This window comes from Actinoplanes sp. CA-252034, assembly GCF_050956125.1.
In the GTDB taxonomy this organism is placed as follows: Bacteria; Actinomycetota; Actinomycetes; order Mycobacteriales; family Micromonosporaceae; genus Actinoplanes.
This window is the reverse complement of sequence record NZ_CP191846.1, coordinates 7,027,360-7,042,519: the sequence shown is the minus strand read 5'-3', so window position 1 is coordinate 7,042,519 and position 15,160 is coordinate 7,027,360. Positions and strand designations below refer to the sequence as shown.

Sequence of the window (15,160 nt, the reverse complement as noted above, 5' to 3'; positions counted from 1 at the left end):
CCGCGGCCAGATCCGCCGGCCCGCCCCGGCGGGAAGACTCGTGGGCATGATGACGCCTCCGCCGCCCGGTAGCCCCTACCACCGCGCCGCTCGTACCGCCGCGCACCGTTGGTGGCGTTTCCCGGTGGGCACCCTGTTCGTCGTCGTGGCCGGGTTCGTCACGATGATCGGCGGCTACGGGACCTACGTGATCGCGGCCGAGGTCTCCGGGCGCCCGGACGGGCCGGACGGCATGGCCTCGTTCGGCGCGCTGCCCGACCTGGCGGTGGGTTTCCTGTCGATCGCCGTGATCCTGCCATTCGTGCTGATCGCGGCCCGCTGGATCCAGCAGCGCCCGGCCGGGACGCTGTCGTCGGTGACCGGCCGGATCCGGTGGCGGTGGCTCGCGGTCTGCCTGGGCGTCGCCGCGGTGACGATCGTCGTGTTCCTGACGGCGGTCACGGCGCTCGCCGAGGCCACCGGGGAGGACGCCGGACTCGGCGACCCGTTGGCCGGGTGGGGGCCGTTCCTGGTGTCGTCGGTGGTGCTGCTGGCCGTGGTGCCGTTCCAGGCCGCCGCCGAGGAGTACGTGTGCCGTGGCTGGCTGCTCCAGGGCCTCGGCGCGTACCTGCGCGGACCGTGGCTGCCGATCGTGGTGCAGGCCGTGGTCTTCGCCGCGCTGCACGGGTGGGGAACGCCGTGGGGCTTCGCCGACCTGATGCTGTTCGGCGTGGTCGCCGGCTGGGTGACGGTGCGCACCGGTGGGCTGGAGGCCGCGGTGGCCCTGCATGTCATGAACAACCTGCTCGGCACCCTGGTGGCGGCCGCGTTCGGCCAGCTCACGATCGACGAGACCGCGGCCGACATGCCGTGGCAGGGCTTCGCCGTGGACGTCCCGCTCCTTCTCGGCTTCGCCGCAGTGATCATCTGGCTGGCCCGGCGGCGCGGCCTGGCCACCGCCACCCCCGTCACCGGCTACCCGGCAGGCGTCTACTCCCTGGTGGCCGGCGTCCGCTGACCCGCTTCACGGCCCGGCAAACCTCCCGAGCATCGATGACCGGCCCGAAAAGCGGGTAATGGGAAGCTTTGTGGCCCGCCGGGTGACCCGATGAAAGCCGACAGCCCGTCCCGTTGAGCCACGAAAAAACAGGATGAAACAGGTATAAGCCCAGTGTCGGAAATTCCCGTCCACAATGAAGATCAAAGTGGGCAAATACTGAGAAGAACGTCACTCTGAAGGGCGATCGGGTTGGCTCCGAGCCCATCGACGTGGTTACCGTCGGGCAGTCCCGCGTTGCGGGCACTGTGGACGGACCGCCGAGTCCTGCCCCCGTCCACAGACTCGATAGGAGGGCAGGAGCGGGGGACCCAATCTTCACGGCGCGCGGGATGCGCGCCTAGGGGTGAAGCCGTGTGCACGCGGCCGGGCCAGCGAGGATCGTTCACGACGGCGGACGCCGTCGCCCTGATCGCCTGAGAGGTGAGACTCCAGGCAGGTCGAGAACGATCCGTGCCCGAATCCGACAGCTCACCTCGCAGGCGTGGAGGATCTCCATGTCTCGGATCGGTAGTAGACGAGTTCGCCTTGCCCTGGTTCTGGCAACCGCCGGAGTCACCGGAGCCGGCGTCCTGCTCGGCCCGGCCACTCCGGCTCAGGCCGCGCGCCAGGTCAACTGGGATGTCGTCGCCAAGTGCGAGTCCGGCGGCAGGTGGCACATCAACACCGGCAACGGGTATCACGGCGGCCTGCAGTTCAGCCGCAGCACGTGGAAGTCGAACGGCGGTGGCAAGTATGCCGCGACCGCCGACAAGGCCACCAAGGCCGAGCAGATCGCCATCGCCAACAAGCTCTACGCCAAGCGTGGCCTGAGCCCGTGGCCGACCTGCGGTAAGAAGTCCGGCGTCTACAAGGCGACGACGGCGACCTCGAAGAAGAAGGCCAAGAAGACGTCGGTCAAGGCGACCGGCAAGACCTACGTGATCCGTTCCGGTGACACGCTCGCCGCGATCGCGCGGAAATACAAGGTCAAGGGCGGTTGGCGTACGCTCTACGCGCTCAACAAGGACAAGCTCCGCGGCCCCGCCCTGATCTTCCCGGGGCAGCGCATCCGCCTCTGACCGTCGCGTCGGGACCGTGCGCGTCGGGACACTGCGCGTCGGGACCGTGCTGGGGTGGCGTCACGCAGTCGTTGGACTGCGCGGCACCACCCCGGCGCGGTCCGCCGCCTCGAGTCGGACGTGGCGTCAGGGCCGGACCGGCTGCAGCGCAGCGGTGGCCCGCGGCTGCCGCAGAACGGCCACGGCGACCAGCAGGCCGGTGGCCAGCAGTCCCGCCGAGGTGGCGAAGGCCAGCCGGTAGCCGCCGGTCAGCGCCTCCGCCGGCGTGCTCCCGGCCGCGAGCAGCCCGCCGGTGCGCGACGCCGCCAGGGTCGACAGCACCGCGACGCCGATCGCCATGCCGACCTGCTGGGTGGTGTTGAACAGTCCCGACGCGAGTCCGGCGTCGCTGTCCCGTGCCCCGGACATGCCGAGGGTGGCCAGCGCCGGCAGGACCAGCCCGCCGCCGGAGATCAGCAGCATCACCGGCAGCAGGTCGGTGACGTAGTCGGCCCGTACCGGGATCCGGGTCAGCAGCCCCATCGCCGCGATCAGCAGCACGAGCCCGGCGATCAGCACCGTGCGGGCGCCGAACCGGGCATTGACCCGTGCCGACACGAACAGCGACACGGCCCCGATCCCGACCGCCGCCGGAAGCATCGCGAGCCCCGTCTCCAGCGCGGTGTAGCCGAGCACCCTCTGCATGTACAGCGCGACCAGGATCTGGAAGGCGAACATGCCGGACAGTGCCAGCATCTGCGCCAGGTTGGCCCCGGTGACGTTGCGGGACCGGAGGATCCGCAGCGGCATCAGCGGGTCGGCGGCGGTCGCCTGCCGGGCCACGAACCCGGCCAGCAGTGTCAGCGACACCACGCCGGTCCACCAGTGCCGCCCGCCCTCGACGACGGTGTAGATGCCGAGCATCAGCCCGGACGTGACCAGGGCGGCACCGAGCACGTCGGCGCCCGCGGACAGCCCCAGACCGCGGTCGCGGGGGAGCACCCGTACCGCGACCAGGATCGTGGCCACGCCGATCGGGACGTTGACGAAGAAGATCCACGGCCAGCTCAGCAGGTCGGTCAGCACCCCGCCGAGGACCTGGCCGATCGACGCCCCGGCCGCGCCGGTGAAGCTGAAGACCGCGATCGCCCGGCCCCGCTCTCCGGCGTCGGTGAAGGTCGTGACGAGGATGCCGAGCACCACGGCCGAGGCCATCGCGCTGCCGGCCCCTTGCAGGAACCGGGCGGCGATCAGTGTGCCCGGTCCGGTCGCGAGCCCGGCCAGCAGCGACGCGGCGGTGAAGACGGCGTTGCCGGTCAGGAACATCACCCGCCGCCCGATCAGGTCACCGAGCCGCCCGGCGAGCAGCAGCAGGCCACCGAACGGGATCAGGTACGCGTTGACCATCCAGCTCAGCCCGGCCGGGGAGAACCCCAGGTCCTGCTGGATCGCGGGCATCGCCACGGTCACGATGCTGCCGTCGAGAATCGTCATCAGCCCGGCGGCGGACAGAGCGCCGAGCGCGGTCCAGCGATGCATGAGAGCCTCCCCATCGATGCGGATGGAAAGGACGCTAGCAGATAGTCTTGTTGTAGACGATCCCGGTCGGAACTACCTGACGCGCTCGCGGGCCCGCCTGGCGCCCTCGACCGGCGTCCCCAGGTGCCCGGTGGCCAGCCGATTCAGGGCCCGGACCAGCACGTCACGCTCGTCGTCGGGAAGGCTGCCGAGCGCCTCCCGGTGCACCCCGTCGACGATCTCCTGACTCCGCCGCGCGACTCCGGCCCCCTCCGGCGTGACCGCGATGATCCGCGCCCGCCGGTCCGTGCTCGACGGCCGCCGCTCGGCATAGCCCGCCTTCTCCAGCGCGTCCACGGTGACGACCATGGTCGTCTTGTCCATGTCGCCCAGCTCGGCCAGCTGAATCTGCGTCCGCTCCTCCTCCAGCGCGTGCACCAGCACACAGTGCATCCGCGCCGTCAGCCCGATCTCGGCGAGCGCCGCCGCCATCCGCGTCCGCAGCACATGGCTGGTGTGGTCCAGCAGGAAGGACAGGTCCGTCGCGGTCCGCGTGGGCGCCATCGCAGTCATGCCGCCCAGATTAGTTCGCAAACAGATGATCCGCTTACGGTACGAATCACTGCCGCCCCGACCGCACCCACGCGGCCCCGTGGCTCCCGCGCGAGGCAGGCGGCCCGTCCCGGCCGCGGCGCGCCCGCCGGGCCGAATGCGACCGTCCGGCATCCGCCGTCTCCGGTTGCGCAACTGCGCAACCGGAGACGGCGGATCGTGGCCGTCCCGCCGAGGTGGTCGATACCTTCTCCCGCGGCGGCGATGAGCGCCGCCGGTCGATCGATCACGGGGGAATCGCATGAACGGGAAGAGTCTGCGGCGGGCGTTCGGAGCGCTGGCGGCGGTGGTCGTCGGGCTGAGCACCCTGCTGGTCGGGCCCGCTCCGGCGTCGGCCGGCGCGTACGACATCTACATCAGCGTGCTCGCGCCGTCGGGTGTCATCGGGCCGAAGGTCCTCGACATCGCCAACTGGTCCAAGGACGACCGCGGTCCGGCCCATCTCTGGCGTCTGGAGAGGACGGGGAACGTCGCCAACCAGCGGTGGGACGTCCTGTCGAGCTACGTGCCGGGCATGGACAACGTCGTCGAGCTGCGCAATCGCAACTCCGGTAAGTGCCTGGACAAGTCCATGGACCGAGGTGACTACGACGGCGCCCCCGTCTACCAGTACACGTGCTCCAGCTCGGCCAACCAGCAGTGGCACTTCGTCGACGTGGTGCCCGGCAGCAACTGGGGATGGCTGGTCAACGTCGCCGACGGCCGCTGCCTCGACGTCCGGGACGTGAACTTCTCCGACGGCGCTCCGCTGCAGGTGTGGAGCTGCAAGAACAGCTGGAACCAGCGCTGGAACATCTTCTGATGAGCGAACGCGTCACATATTGACGCCTAGCGATTTTTCAGGTTTGTTAACAGGTATGACGAACCGTCGACTCCTCGCGAGCCTCACCCTGATCGCGGTCGCCGCGCTCGCACCGGTTCCGTTCGCCGGCCCGGCCCGGGCCGCCGCCGTCATCTGCAACCGCTACTGCGACGGCCGTGACCCGGCGCTGGCGCCGAACGAGCGTGTCCCGGTCACCGCGCTCCTGTACGGGCGGACCTTCCGCCTGCACGTCAACGACACCGACGCGATGGGCTGGGCCTCGGTGAGCGGCGCAACGGCCGGCGACGAGGTGTGGCTGGACCGCTCGATGGACGGCGGGCGCAGCTGGCCGGACGGCAGCCGCGTCAGCGAGACCCGGGTCCCGGCGGGTGGCACCGGATGGCGTACGGGCATGGTCAACGTCGACGACTGGGCCGCGCGGGGCGTCGGCGCGTTGCGGGCGTGCGGTAAAGCCGCCGACCGTCCGGAGATCGCCTGTACGGCGTGGGCCCGCACCACCTGGAACGCCGCGAACCGGCGCACCGCCGCTTCCACGGCGCTGATGATGCGCTTCGATCGCGCCACCGGCCTGTTCGACACCAACGGCTGGTGGACCGGCGCCAACGCGCTCACCGCCCTCATCGACAGCATCCGGATCAGTGGCATGCAGAGCTACCGGTACGCGGTCAGCGAGACCTACGACCGCAACATCAACAGTCGTCAGGGCCAGTTCCGCAACGAGTACCTCGACGACACCGGCTGGTGGGGGCTGGCCTGGGTGGCCGCGTACGACCTGACCGGGGAGAGCCGCTACCTGGCGACGGCCCGCGCGGACGCCGACCACATGCACGCATACTGGGACACCCGCTGCGGCGGCGGGGTCTACTGGCGGACCGATCGCACCGTCAAGAACGCCATCTCCAACAGCCTCTACATCCAGCTGAACGCCGAGCTGTCCCGCCGGGTCCCGGGCGACACGGTGTACCGGCAACGGGCCCAGGCAGGCTGGACGTGGTTCCAGAGCACCGGCATGCTCAACTCCGGCAACCTGGTCAACGACGGCGTCAACCTCACGACCTGCCGCAACAACGGTGACGTGACGTGGACGTACAACCAGGGTGTTCTGATCAACGCCCTGGTGCGGCTGAACCAGCTGACCGGCGACCCGGGCACGCTGGCCGCCGCCCGGCGGATCGGGGACGCGCTGACCTCCAGCACCTACCTGAACGCGAGCGGGATCATGCGGGAACCCAACGAGAGCAACACGTGCGGCGGTGACGGCGTCTCGTTCAAGGGCCCGGCCGTCCGGGGCCTCGGTGTGCTGAGCTCGGCGACCGGCGGTGCCTACACGGCGTACCTGCAACGGCAGGCGGACAGCGCGTACGCCCGCAACCGCGACACCCTCGACCAGTACGGCAGCCACTGGGCCGGTCCCTACGTCCCCACCAGCCACGGCTGCCAGCACAGCGTGCTCGACCTGCTCAACGCGGCGCCGAACTGACCGTAGTGGACCGGACCGGCTCCACATGGTTGCGTGCCGTCCGGCCGCGATGATCGAATGTGCCGGGGCTGCCTTCCGGCGCCGGTCAGGAGGCCGTCATGCCGGCTGGGCTGGGTCGAGCCGTTCACGCCTGGCGTCGTACCGTCATCGTCGTGTGGCTGGCGGTCGCGGTGGCCGGCGCGGTGTTCGGTGGCTCCGTCTACGATCGCACGCAGTCGATCGACTCCCTGCCCGCCGGTGCGCCGGCGGCTGTCGCGCAGGCCCGTCTGGACGCGCTGTCGCCCGAGGGCGAACGGGTGGTCGCGGTGATCTCCGGGCGTGACGTCGGCGCCATCGCGCTCGTCGAGAGCGTCAGCCGCATCGCGTACGAGATCCGCGACATCCCGGGCGTGGCCGAGGTCGAGGACTCGTACACCACGGGGACGCGGCAGATCTCCACCGACAACCACAGCTCGCTGATCACGGTGGAGTTGACGCCGGGCCTGAGCGAGGACGAGGCCCTCCGCGCCGCCGACCGGGTGAGTGCCGCCCTGCGCCGCATCGACGCTCCGGAGATCCTGATCGGGGGCGGGCTGCTGGCCGAGCGGGAGTTCGGCGATCAGGCGGTCCGGGACGCCGCGGTCGGTGAGTCGATCGCTCTGATCTGCGTCGGGATCCTGCTGATCCTGCTGCTGGGCGGCCTGGTGGTCGGCCTGCTGCCGCTGGGCGCCGCCGTGGGCGCGGTCACCGCCACGCTGCTGGCGCTGACCGGCCTGGCCCGCCTGCTGCCGGTCAGCGAGTATGCCGTCAACGTGGTGACCCTGCTCGGGATCGGGCTGGCCGTCGACTACAGCCTGCTGATGATCACGCGGTTCCAGGAGGAGCGGGCCACCGATCCACGCGCGCCGATGGCCGAGCTCATCGAGCGTACGGTGGTGACCGCCGGCCGGGCGGTGCTGGTGTCCGGCTCGGCGGTCGCCGCGGCGCTGGCCGGGCTCTTCGTCTTCGGTGACCCCGTGCTGGCCGCGATGGCGATGGGCGGAGCGCTGGTCGTCGTGCTGGCGACGGCGGCCGGGATGACGCTCGTGCCCGCGCTGATCGCGGTCGCCCACCGGCGCATCCCGGCGCACGGCGGGTCGCGCCGGTCGCGGGGCCCCGGTCTTCTCGTGCGGCTGGCCGGGCTCGCTCAGCGCCGGCCGGGCCCGGTGGCGCTGGCCGTGGTCGCCGGTCTGCTGGTGCTGAGCGCTCCACTGCTGTCCGTGGAGCTCGGCAACTCCGACGTCCGCGTGCTCCCCGGGACCAGCGAGGCACGTCAGGCGTACGAGGCCACGCAGGAGAGGTTCGCCGACCCGCCGAAGCAGCCGCTGACCGTGGTGGTCGAGGCGGGCCCGGACCGGCCGGAGGTCAAGCGGCTGTTCGACACCATGGAGCAGCTGCCGGGCGTGTCCGACGTGTACGTGCGGTCAGACGTGCCCGCCGGGGTGAGCGTCGCCGACGTGGTGCCCGACGGCGCCTCGGACAGCCGGCAGGCGCAGCGGTTGGTGGCCGACCTGCGGGCACTCGACGCGCCCGCCCCCGTGCTGGTGGCCGGTCCCGCGGCGGAGCTCACCGACGCGAAGCGATCGGTGGCCGAGCGCCTGCCCGTCGCCCTGGCCGTCATCGTGGTGGCCACCGGAGCGCTGCTGTTCGCCCTCACCCGCTCGGTGGTCGTGCCGGTCAAGGCCATCGCGATGAACATGCTGACACTGCTGGCGACCATGGGGGTGCTGGTCGCGGTGTTCCAGTGGGGCTGGGGTGCCGGAGTGCTGGGTTTCGAGCCCTGGGGTGTGCTCGACCTGACGACACCGCTGCTGCTGTTCGTGTTCGCGTTCGGGCTGTCCATGGACTACGAGGTGTTCCTGCTCGCCCGGATCAAGGAGGAGTGGGACCGGCGGACGGCCTCCGACGACGCGGCCAACGACCGCGCGGTCCTGGCCGGGATCACCGCCGCCGGTCCGGTGATCACCACGGCCGCCCTGGCGATCGGCATCGTCTTTCTCGGCTTCGTCCTCGGCGATCTGGTCGCGGTGAAGGAGATCGGCGTCGGGATGGCCGTGGCCGTTCTGCTGGACGTCACGGTGGTGCGTGGTCTGCTGCTTCCGGCGACGATGTCTCTGCTCGGCCGCTGGAACTGGTGGCGGCCGCGGCTGGCCCCCGCGGCGCGGGTCCCCGTGGCCTGACCGGGCCGGAGCCGGCCCGGTGGAAGTCACCGGGCCGGTTCGCATCGTCAGGCCAGCAGTTCCAGTTCGGCCACCGTGGCCGGGCCGGTGAACTCCAGACGGTAGCGGGTGTAGGCGCCCGGCGACGCCACCGTGAACGGCCGGGTCTGCCGCCGCCACGGGAAGGCCTGCCCGGACCGGGTATCGAGTTCGGTCCAGGTGGTGCCGTCGGCCGAGCCGAGCAGTCTCCAGCCGGCCGGATCGGCGCCGGCCCCCGCCGCGGAGGTGAGGGTGTACTGGCCGACCTCGGCCGCCGCAGGCAGCGTCCACTCCTGTGCCGTGACGGTCGCCTCCGTCGCCGAGGAGTCGTCGGCCAGCGCGGCAGTGGTCACCGTGCCGGTCACGTCCTTCTGCGGGCCGGCCACCTCGGGGCCGGAGGTCAGCGACGGCGGCACCGCGTCGGCCCCGGTGGCCCACTTCGACGGCTTCGCCCCCATGGTGAAGTCGAGGGTGCCGCCACCGGCGAGGATCGAGTGCGGCAGCGTCGTCGACTTCCACGCCTTGCCGTTGACCTTCAGGGACTGGACGTAGACGTTGTGGGGCGAGTTGCCGTGCGCCCGGATGACGACCTTCCGGCCGTTCTCCAGGTTGATGGTGGCCTTGGTGAACAGCGGTGAGCCGATCACGTAGTTGGCGCTGCCCATCTGCAGCGGGTAGAAGCCCAGGGCGGCGAACACGTACCAGGCGGACATCTCCCCGTTGTCCTCGTCGCCCGGGTAGCCCTGGCCGATCTCGCTGCCCAGGTAGAGCCGGTCGACGATCTCCCGGGTCAGCGCCTGGGTCTTGGACGGCTGCCCGGTGAACGTGTACATCCACGGGATGTGGTGCGACGGCTGGTTGCTGTGGCCGTACTGGCCGATCCGTACGTCCCGGGCCTCGGTCATCTCGTGGATGACACCGCCGTAGGAGCCGAACTTGAGCCCGGTCTCCGGCGTCGAGAAGAACGTGTCCAGTTTGCCGGCGAGCGCGTCCCGGCCGCCGTACAGGTTGGCCAGGCCCTGGCCGTCCTGCGGCACGTGGAACGCCATGTTCCAGCCGTTGGTCTCGGTGTAGTCGTAACCCCACACCTCCGGGTCGTACTGCGTCGGGCCCCACCGCCACTGCCCGGCGGAGTTCCTACCTTGGAAGAAGTCGACCGACGGGTCGAAGTGGTTGACGTAGTTCAGTGCCCGCTGCCGGTAGTAGGTGGCCTCCTCGGTGTGGCCGAGAGCCTGGGCCATGTTCGCGATGCCGTAGTCGTTGATGTAGCCGTCCACCGCCCAGGACATCGCCTCACCGGTGGCGTCCGACGGCGTGTACCCCTTGAAGATCGAGGAGGTCAGGCCCTTGCGGCCGACGTTGTCGTTCGGTGGCGCGACCGAGGCGTTCTTGACGGCCGCCGCATAGGCGTCTTCGAGATCGAAACCCTTCACGCCCTTGAGGTACGCGTCCGCGAACGCCACATCCGAACTGGTGCCGACCATCAGGTTCGCGTATCCGGGCGACGACCACCGGGAGATCCAGCCGCCGTCGCGGTACTGCTGCACGAACCCGTCCACCATCTCCCCGGCCAGCTTCGGGGTGAGCAGTGAATAGGCCGGCCAGGTGGTGCGGTAGGTGTCCCAGAAGCCGTTGTTGACGTACACCTTCCCGTCCTTGACCGGGGCCCCGGTCTCGGTCGGTGTGCTCGGCGGCGTGGTCGTCGACGACTGGACCGCGTGCCGCCACACCGGGGCCGCGTTCGTGCCGGTGTTCTCGTGTGCCGAGTTCGGGTAGAGGAACAGCCGGTACAGGCTGGAGTAGAGGGTGACCAGCTGGTCCCGGCTCGCGCCCTCCACCTCGACGGTCCGCAGCTTGGCGTTCCAGGCGGTCTCGGCGCGGTGGCGGACCTTCTCCAGCGTGTCCGCGGCGGCGATCTCCAGCTCCAGGTTGTGCCGGGCCTGGTCGACGCTGAGCAGCGACGTGGCCACCCGCAGGTTCACCGTCTTCGCGCCGACCGTGACGTATCCGGTGGAGGGACGGTTGCCGGCCGGCAGCATCCCGCCACCGAGCACCGGGGCGTCGACGGTGGCGTAGAGGAACATCCGGGACGCGCCGTTGGACAGGCCGCTGCGTACGTCGGTCCATCCGGTGACCGTGCCGGTCGCCGCGTCGACGGTCAGGCCGGCGTTGTCGTTGACGTTGTCGAAGATGATGTTGCCGCCGTCGCCGGTGAAGGTGAAGCGCAGCAGGGCGGCGTGATCGGTGGGTGCCATCTCCGCCGTCAGCCCACTGTCGAACGTGACACCGTAGTAGTGCGGCCGGGCGGTCTCGTTCTCGTGGTGGAACGGCAGCGCCCGGGCGGCCCGGTCGGCGTTCGGGACGCCGGTGCCGTCCTGCGGCATGAACTGGAAGGTCTGCCGGTCCGCCATCCACGGGCTGGGCTCGTGGCTGACCGACAGCGCCTGCAGCTCCGGCAGGTTCGCCGCGTTGTTGCCCTTGTGGTACTCGTACAGCCAGCTCAGGGTGGACGCGTTGGTCACCGGGGTCCAGAAGTTGAACCCGTGCGGCACGGCGGCGGCGGGGATGTTGTTGCCGCGGGAGAAGCCTCCGCTCGACTGCGTTCCGCGACGCGTCTCCACGTACCCCGCGAGGCTCTTGATCGGCTTGTGATCCTTGACGTCGGTCAGGGTGATGTCGTCGAACCAGGCCCGCCAGGGGCTCTGCGGCCCGGACGGCTTGTCGTAGGCGACCAGGATGCGGTCGACGGTCTTGCCGCGGGCGACCCGGCCGATCCGCGACACGATCTTGTTCCACTGGTTGGCGGACAGCTTCTTGGCCGCGCCCTGCGCCTGCGGGCTGACCACGGTCCCGTGCTGGTCCTTCGCCTTCAGCCCGCTCAGGAACGTGCCGTCGGTGAACGCCAGATCCACCGCCGTATAGGTGGCCGGATAGCTCAGGTCACCCCGGCTGAACTCGGGGAACACCAGATAGGACAGCTCGGTGTCCGGCCCGATCTTCAGATCGACGTCATAGATCTTGTTGTACGTGTACCCGCGCCCGTCCGTCGCATGACGTCCGGCGAACTCCAGCGAGGCCAGGCCGGAGTACCCGACCCGGGCCTTGGCGGCCGGCGCGTTCGACGGCCCGGTCCCGATCGCGCTGCGGGCCGGCTCGGGCGGCGGCGGTGTCTCGTCACCGTTCGACAGCTGCAGGTCGGCCAGTTGCACGATGGTCGCGCCGCCGTTCGCGGTCACGGTCAGCCGGTAGAAGCCGTAGTCGCCGGGGGTCGCGACGTCGTAGATGGTCGTCGCGCCCCGCTCGCCGAGGGCCTGCCCGGTCCGGGTGTCGACCGTGGTCCAGGTGCTGCCGTCGGCCGAGCCCTCGAGGCGCCAGTCGCGCGGGTCCCGGCTGGGCACGTCGTTCGCGGCGGTCAGGGCGTAGCGGGTGACCCGTACCGGCGCGTCCAACCGGTAGGTCACCCAGCCGGTGCCGGCGAAGACCAGCCACTTGGTGTCCGGGTCGGCGTCGAGCAGGTTCTCCTTGACCTCGCCGCCGCCGGTGTTCTCGCCGGAAGCGGTGACCGCGGCGACCCGGCCGTTGACCGACCCGGGAATCCCCGCCTGGAGCCGGCCGTCCACCCCGGAGGTCCGCTCCGCGGTGTTCTGCCAGGTGGGAGGTGGATCCCCGGTCTCGAACGAGGTGCTGAACCTCGGGCCCGGAGCGGCCGCGGCCGGCCGGCTCACCACCACCGACCCCCGACCAGGGCAAGCGACAACACGGCGGCGAGCGGGGTACGACGCATGAAGCCTCCATCGACAAGGAAGATCACCCGCCATCTTCGATCGCCTGATATCGATCTGTAAAGGTCACTTAACAGAAAGGGGAGTGTCGATCGATTACGCAGACCCTACCCGCCGTCATCGGCCCTGGTGCAGCTCTAGCAGCGCGCGCAGCGCCCAGGCTCCCCGGGCGGCCACCAGCGCCATGGCGAACAGTTGCGCGGGGAGACTGGCCAGCGGATACGTGCCGGTCACCCCTCGACGAGAGTGGCGCCGTCGTCGCCGAGAATGACCCGGTCGTGGGCCGGGGCGGACAGTGACGGATACACCTGCCCGGTGACGGGGGCGCCGGAGGCGTCCGGGACGGCGGTCCAGCCGTCGCCGGGCGCGGTACCGCCGGGTGCCCGCAGCAGCCCGGTGGCGTACGCGGCCCGCGCCACCCGCGTCACGTCGTCGCGGGTGACCGCCCGGATCGCCGCCAGCACCTCGTCGAGGTCATGAGGCGGCCGGCCCAGCAGCAGGTCGACCGTCTGTCGCAGCAGCCGGTCACCCTGCCGTTCGGCCCGCACCAGGTCGCCGCAGTGCTGTTCGACGACCGCGGTCAGGCCGGCGTCGTCGAACTCGCCGCGGCGCATCCGGTCGAGGACACCGGTCAGACCGTCGAGGACCGGGCCCTGCCTGTCGGGCAGGGCGTCAGCGAGCGCGGTGATCCAGGTGGTGCCGTCGGCACGGTGTGTGGTCGGCCGCAGCGGTGTAGGACAGGCCGCCCTCCTGACGCAGGACGCGGCGCAGGTCGCGGCTGAGCAGGCCGGTGTACACCGTGGCGGCGATCTCGCGGGGGACCACGGTGTCCCAGACGACGGCGCCGTCGGGGCCGGGGAGGTACCCGGGCGTGACCGGCAGCGGCGCCGAACCGGCCGGCGGGGCCTGGCGTTCACCGTCGGGCAGGTCCAGCCGCAGCCCGTCCGGTAGATGCGGGCCGGTGATCCACAGGGCGGCGTTCCCGCGTACGAAATGACGGTCGGCCCAGACACGCAGGTCGTCGGCCGTGAGGCCGGCCAGGCCGAACTCGGGGAACGCGGCGGCGCCGTAACCCCGGGCGCCGTGCCGCCGGACCGGCATCTCGTCGCCGTGGCGCGAGGCCGCCGCGGTGCGCAGGATCTCCTTCTCCACCGGCAGCCGGCCGACCGGAAGGTCACGCAGTGAGGCACAGATCCGGGCCGGCCGACTCGGTGAACAGCGCGGGTACGCCGTCCACCTCGAACGGGACGCTCATGCGGACCTCCGGCCTAGCCTTTGACGTAGCGGGTCAGTGCGGAGGTGGCCACCAGCAGCGCGTCCACGGCGCTGGTCGGCCCACCGGACAGGCCGTAGGCCCGCACCCGTGCCCGGCGGAACGCGGTCGCCGCACCGCCCCGGTGGTACGCCCACGGGAACTCGGAGGCGTACGGCCCGAGCATGGCGAACATCTGCTTGGCGGCCGCGTGCTCCTCGGCCAGCCAGAACGCCATCGCGAACGAGTTGACCACCGGGACCCAGCCGACCGTGCGCCGGAACGCGGGGTGGCGTACCGACCGGTCGGCGGCCTCACGAAGGTCGGCGCGGGCCTGCGCGGTCGACAGATCCCGCACGCCGGGCTGCTCGAGCCACTTCTCCAGGTAGACGTCGACGATCAGCATCGCGTTGGGGGCGCCGTCGGGTGCGGCCCGCCCGGCGGTGCGGGCGAACTCCTCCGCCTCGGCCCAGTCGCCGCCCCACTTCGGGCACAGCTGCTGCACCAGTTGCAGTTGGCCGGGCAGATGGTGCGGGTCGAACGCGGCCAGGCTCCCATACCGGTACCGGGCCTGCTCCAGACCCATCCCCAGACCGCGGGCGGTGGTCAGCGCCGCCGTCCACAGAGCGGTGTCGTGGGCCGCGTGGGTGAGCCCGGCGTGCAGCACCTTCTCAGCCTCGGCCAGATAGCGGTGGAACATCTCGAACTGGCGCTCGGACACGTGCCGGGCCCGCGCCTGGCCGCGGATCTGCCAGCCCTGGTGGATCAGCTGGAACGCCCGTGCCGCCGCCGCGACGGAGTCCTCCGGGTCGGCCGTCAGTGCCCGTGCCGCCAGGCCATGGAGCCGCCGGTGCCGCCCCAGCAGGGCGATCAGTTCCGTACGCGCCGGGGCGTCGGCCTCGCCGATGATCTGCAGACAGCCGGCCCAGTCACCGGCCGCGAGCACCTTGACCAGGGCGCGTGCCTCCGGGTACGGCGCGGACGGTGACAGCCGTACAACAAGACGATCGAGCACGAGCGCAGAGCATAGATGATCATCGGGCCCGGCGGTTCGGGCGATGGGGCGGCGGTGGGCCGTACCGAAGTGGAAGTCGGTTTCGAAAAGTCTTGCTTCCTGTTTCGCTGGGATTAAATACTGTCGATGGGAGCGCTCCCAGATTCCGATCATGCCCGTCCCCAGGGAGTTCGAGTGAGAGCCACACGCAAACGCATCGCCAGCGCCGTCCTCGGGATGGCACTGGCGGTGACCGGCGGGGCCACCGCGGCGGTGACCGCGGCGCCCGGCGCGTCCGCCGCGGCCGCACCGGCCACCGACTGGCTGCACGTCTCCGGCAACAAGATCGTCGACTCGGCCGGCAACCCGGTCTGGCTGACCGGCGTCAGGCGTGCCAAACCTGGCTA

The 15,160-nt window shown here is 70.9% G+C and carries 12 protein-coding genes and 1 riboswitch; of the genes, 5 read left to right on the top strand and 7 right to left on the bottom strand.

Translation table 11 applies throughout. The annotated features are described in order from the left end of the window. The first annotated feature begins 46 nt into the window (after nucleotides 1-46). Both ACQPZW_RS32080 and ACQPZW_RS32075 read left to right on the top strand, forming a co-directional pair. Complete coding sequence (locus ACQPZW_RS32080) at nucleotides 47-997, top strand: lysostaphin resistance A-like protein (protein WP_433789758.1); 951 nt, start codon at nucleotides 47-49, stop codon at nucleotides 995-997. 287 nt (nucleotides 998-1,284) lie between these two features. After that, a riboswitch (cyclic di-AMP (ydaO/yuaA leader) is annotated at nucleotides 1,285-1,531 on the top strand. Nucleotides 1,532-1,533: 2 nt separating this feature from the next. Beyond that, nucleotides 1,534-2,097 (top strand): transglycosylase family protein, encoded by a 564-nt coding sequence (locus ACQPZW_RS32075; RefSeq protein WP_433789757.1) that lies wholly within the window; start codon nucleotides 1,534-1,536, stop codon nucleotides 2,095-2,097. 126 nt (nucleotides 2,098-2,223) lie between these two features. Here the strand turns inward: ACQPZW_RS32075 and ACQPZW_RS32070 are convergent, their stop codons facing one another. Both ACQPZW_RS32070 and ACQPZW_RS32065 read right to left on the bottom strand, forming a co-directional pair. Beyond that, the gene (locus tag ACQPZW_RS32070; RefSeq protein ID WP_433789756.1) at nucleotides 2,224-3,615 is read right to left on the bottom strand and encodes an MFS transporter; all 1,392 of its coding nucleotides are present in this window, start codon (nucleotides 3,613-3,615) and stop codon (nucleotides 2,224-2,226) included. Between the two features lie 72 nt (nucleotides 3,616-3,687). Further along, the gene (locus ACQPZW_RS32065; protein WP_433789755.1) at nucleotides 3,688-4,167 is read right to left on the bottom strand and encodes a MarR family winged helix-turn-helix transcriptional regulator; all 480 of its coding nucleotides are present in this window, start codon (nucleotides 4,165-4,167) and stop codon (nucleotides 3,688-3,690) included. A 280-nt stretch (nucleotides 4,168-4,447) separates the two neighbouring features. On the opposite strand from ACQPZW_RS32065, the gene ACQPZW_RS32060 reads away from it, so the two are divergent. The 3 genes from ACQPZW_RS32060 (at nucleotide 4,448) to ACQPZW_RS32050 (ending at nucleotide 8,707) form a co-directional block, all read left to right on the top strand. After that, nucleotides 4,448-5,008 carry an RICIN domain-containing protein gene (locus ACQPZW_RS32060; RefSeq protein WP_433789754.1) on the top strand — a complete coding sequence of 187 codons (561 nt, stop codon included), beginning with the start codon at nucleotides 4,448-4,450 and terminating at the stop codon, nucleotides 5,006-5,008. A gap of 55 nt (nucleotides 5,009-5,063) precedes the next feature. Then, nucleotides 5,064-6,509, top strand: coding sequence for a glycoside hydrolase family 76 protein (locus ACQPZW_RS32055; protein WP_433789753.1), 1,446 nt, complete (start codon nucleotides 5,064-5,066; stop codon nucleotides 6,507-6,509). A 98-nt stretch (nucleotides 6,510-6,607) separates the two neighbouring features. Then, nucleotides 6,608-8,707: an MMPL family transporter gene (locus tag ACQPZW_RS32050; protein WP_433789752.1), complete on the top strand. Its 2,100-nt coding sequence runs from the start codon at nucleotides 6,608-6,610 to the stop codon at nucleotides 8,705-8,707. Nucleotides 8,708-8,754: 47 nt separating this feature from the next. Here ACQPZW_RS32050 and ACQPZW_RS32045 read toward each other — a convergent pair whose 3' ends face one another. The 5 genes from ACQPZW_RS32045 to ACQPZW_RS32025 form a co-directional block, all read right to left on the bottom strand. Beyond that, nucleotides 8,755-12,450 carry a GH92 family glycosyl hydrolase gene (locus ACQPZW_RS32045; protein WP_433789751.1) on the bottom strand — a complete coding sequence of 1,232 codons (3,696 nt, stop codon included), beginning with the start codon at nucleotides 12,448-12,450 and terminating at the stop codon, nucleotides 8,755-8,757. Nucleotides 12,451-12,737: 287 nt separating this feature from the next. After that, nucleotides 12,738-13,121, bottom strand: coding sequence for a hypothetical protein (locus ACQPZW_RS32040; RefSeq protein ID WP_433789750.1), 384 nt, complete (start codon nucleotides 13,119-13,121; stop codon nucleotides 12,738-12,740). 58 nt (nucleotides 13,122-13,179) lie between these two features. Beyond that, the gene (locus ACQPZW_RS32035; protein WP_433789749.1) at nucleotides 13,180-13,659 is read right to left on the bottom strand and encodes a hypothetical protein; all 480 of its coding nucleotides are present in this window, start codon (nucleotides 13,657-13,659) and stop codon (nucleotides 13,180-13,182) included. A gap of 116 nt (nucleotides 13,660-13,775) precedes the next feature. Continuing rightward, nucleotides 13,776-14,774, bottom strand: a complete 999-nt coding sequence (locus ACQPZW_RS32030; protein WP_433789748.1) for a hypothetical protein — start codon at nucleotides 14,772-14,774, stop codon at nucleotides 13,776-13,778. 149 nt (nucleotides 14,775-14,923) lie between these two features. Next, on the bottom strand, nucleotides 14,924-15,151 hold the full coding sequence (locus ACQPZW_RS32025) for a hypothetical protein (protein ID WP_433789747.1): 228 nt from the start codon (nucleotides 15,149-15,151) through the stop codon (nucleotides 14,924-14,926). Nucleotides 15,152-15,160 lie beyond the last annotated feature (9 nt).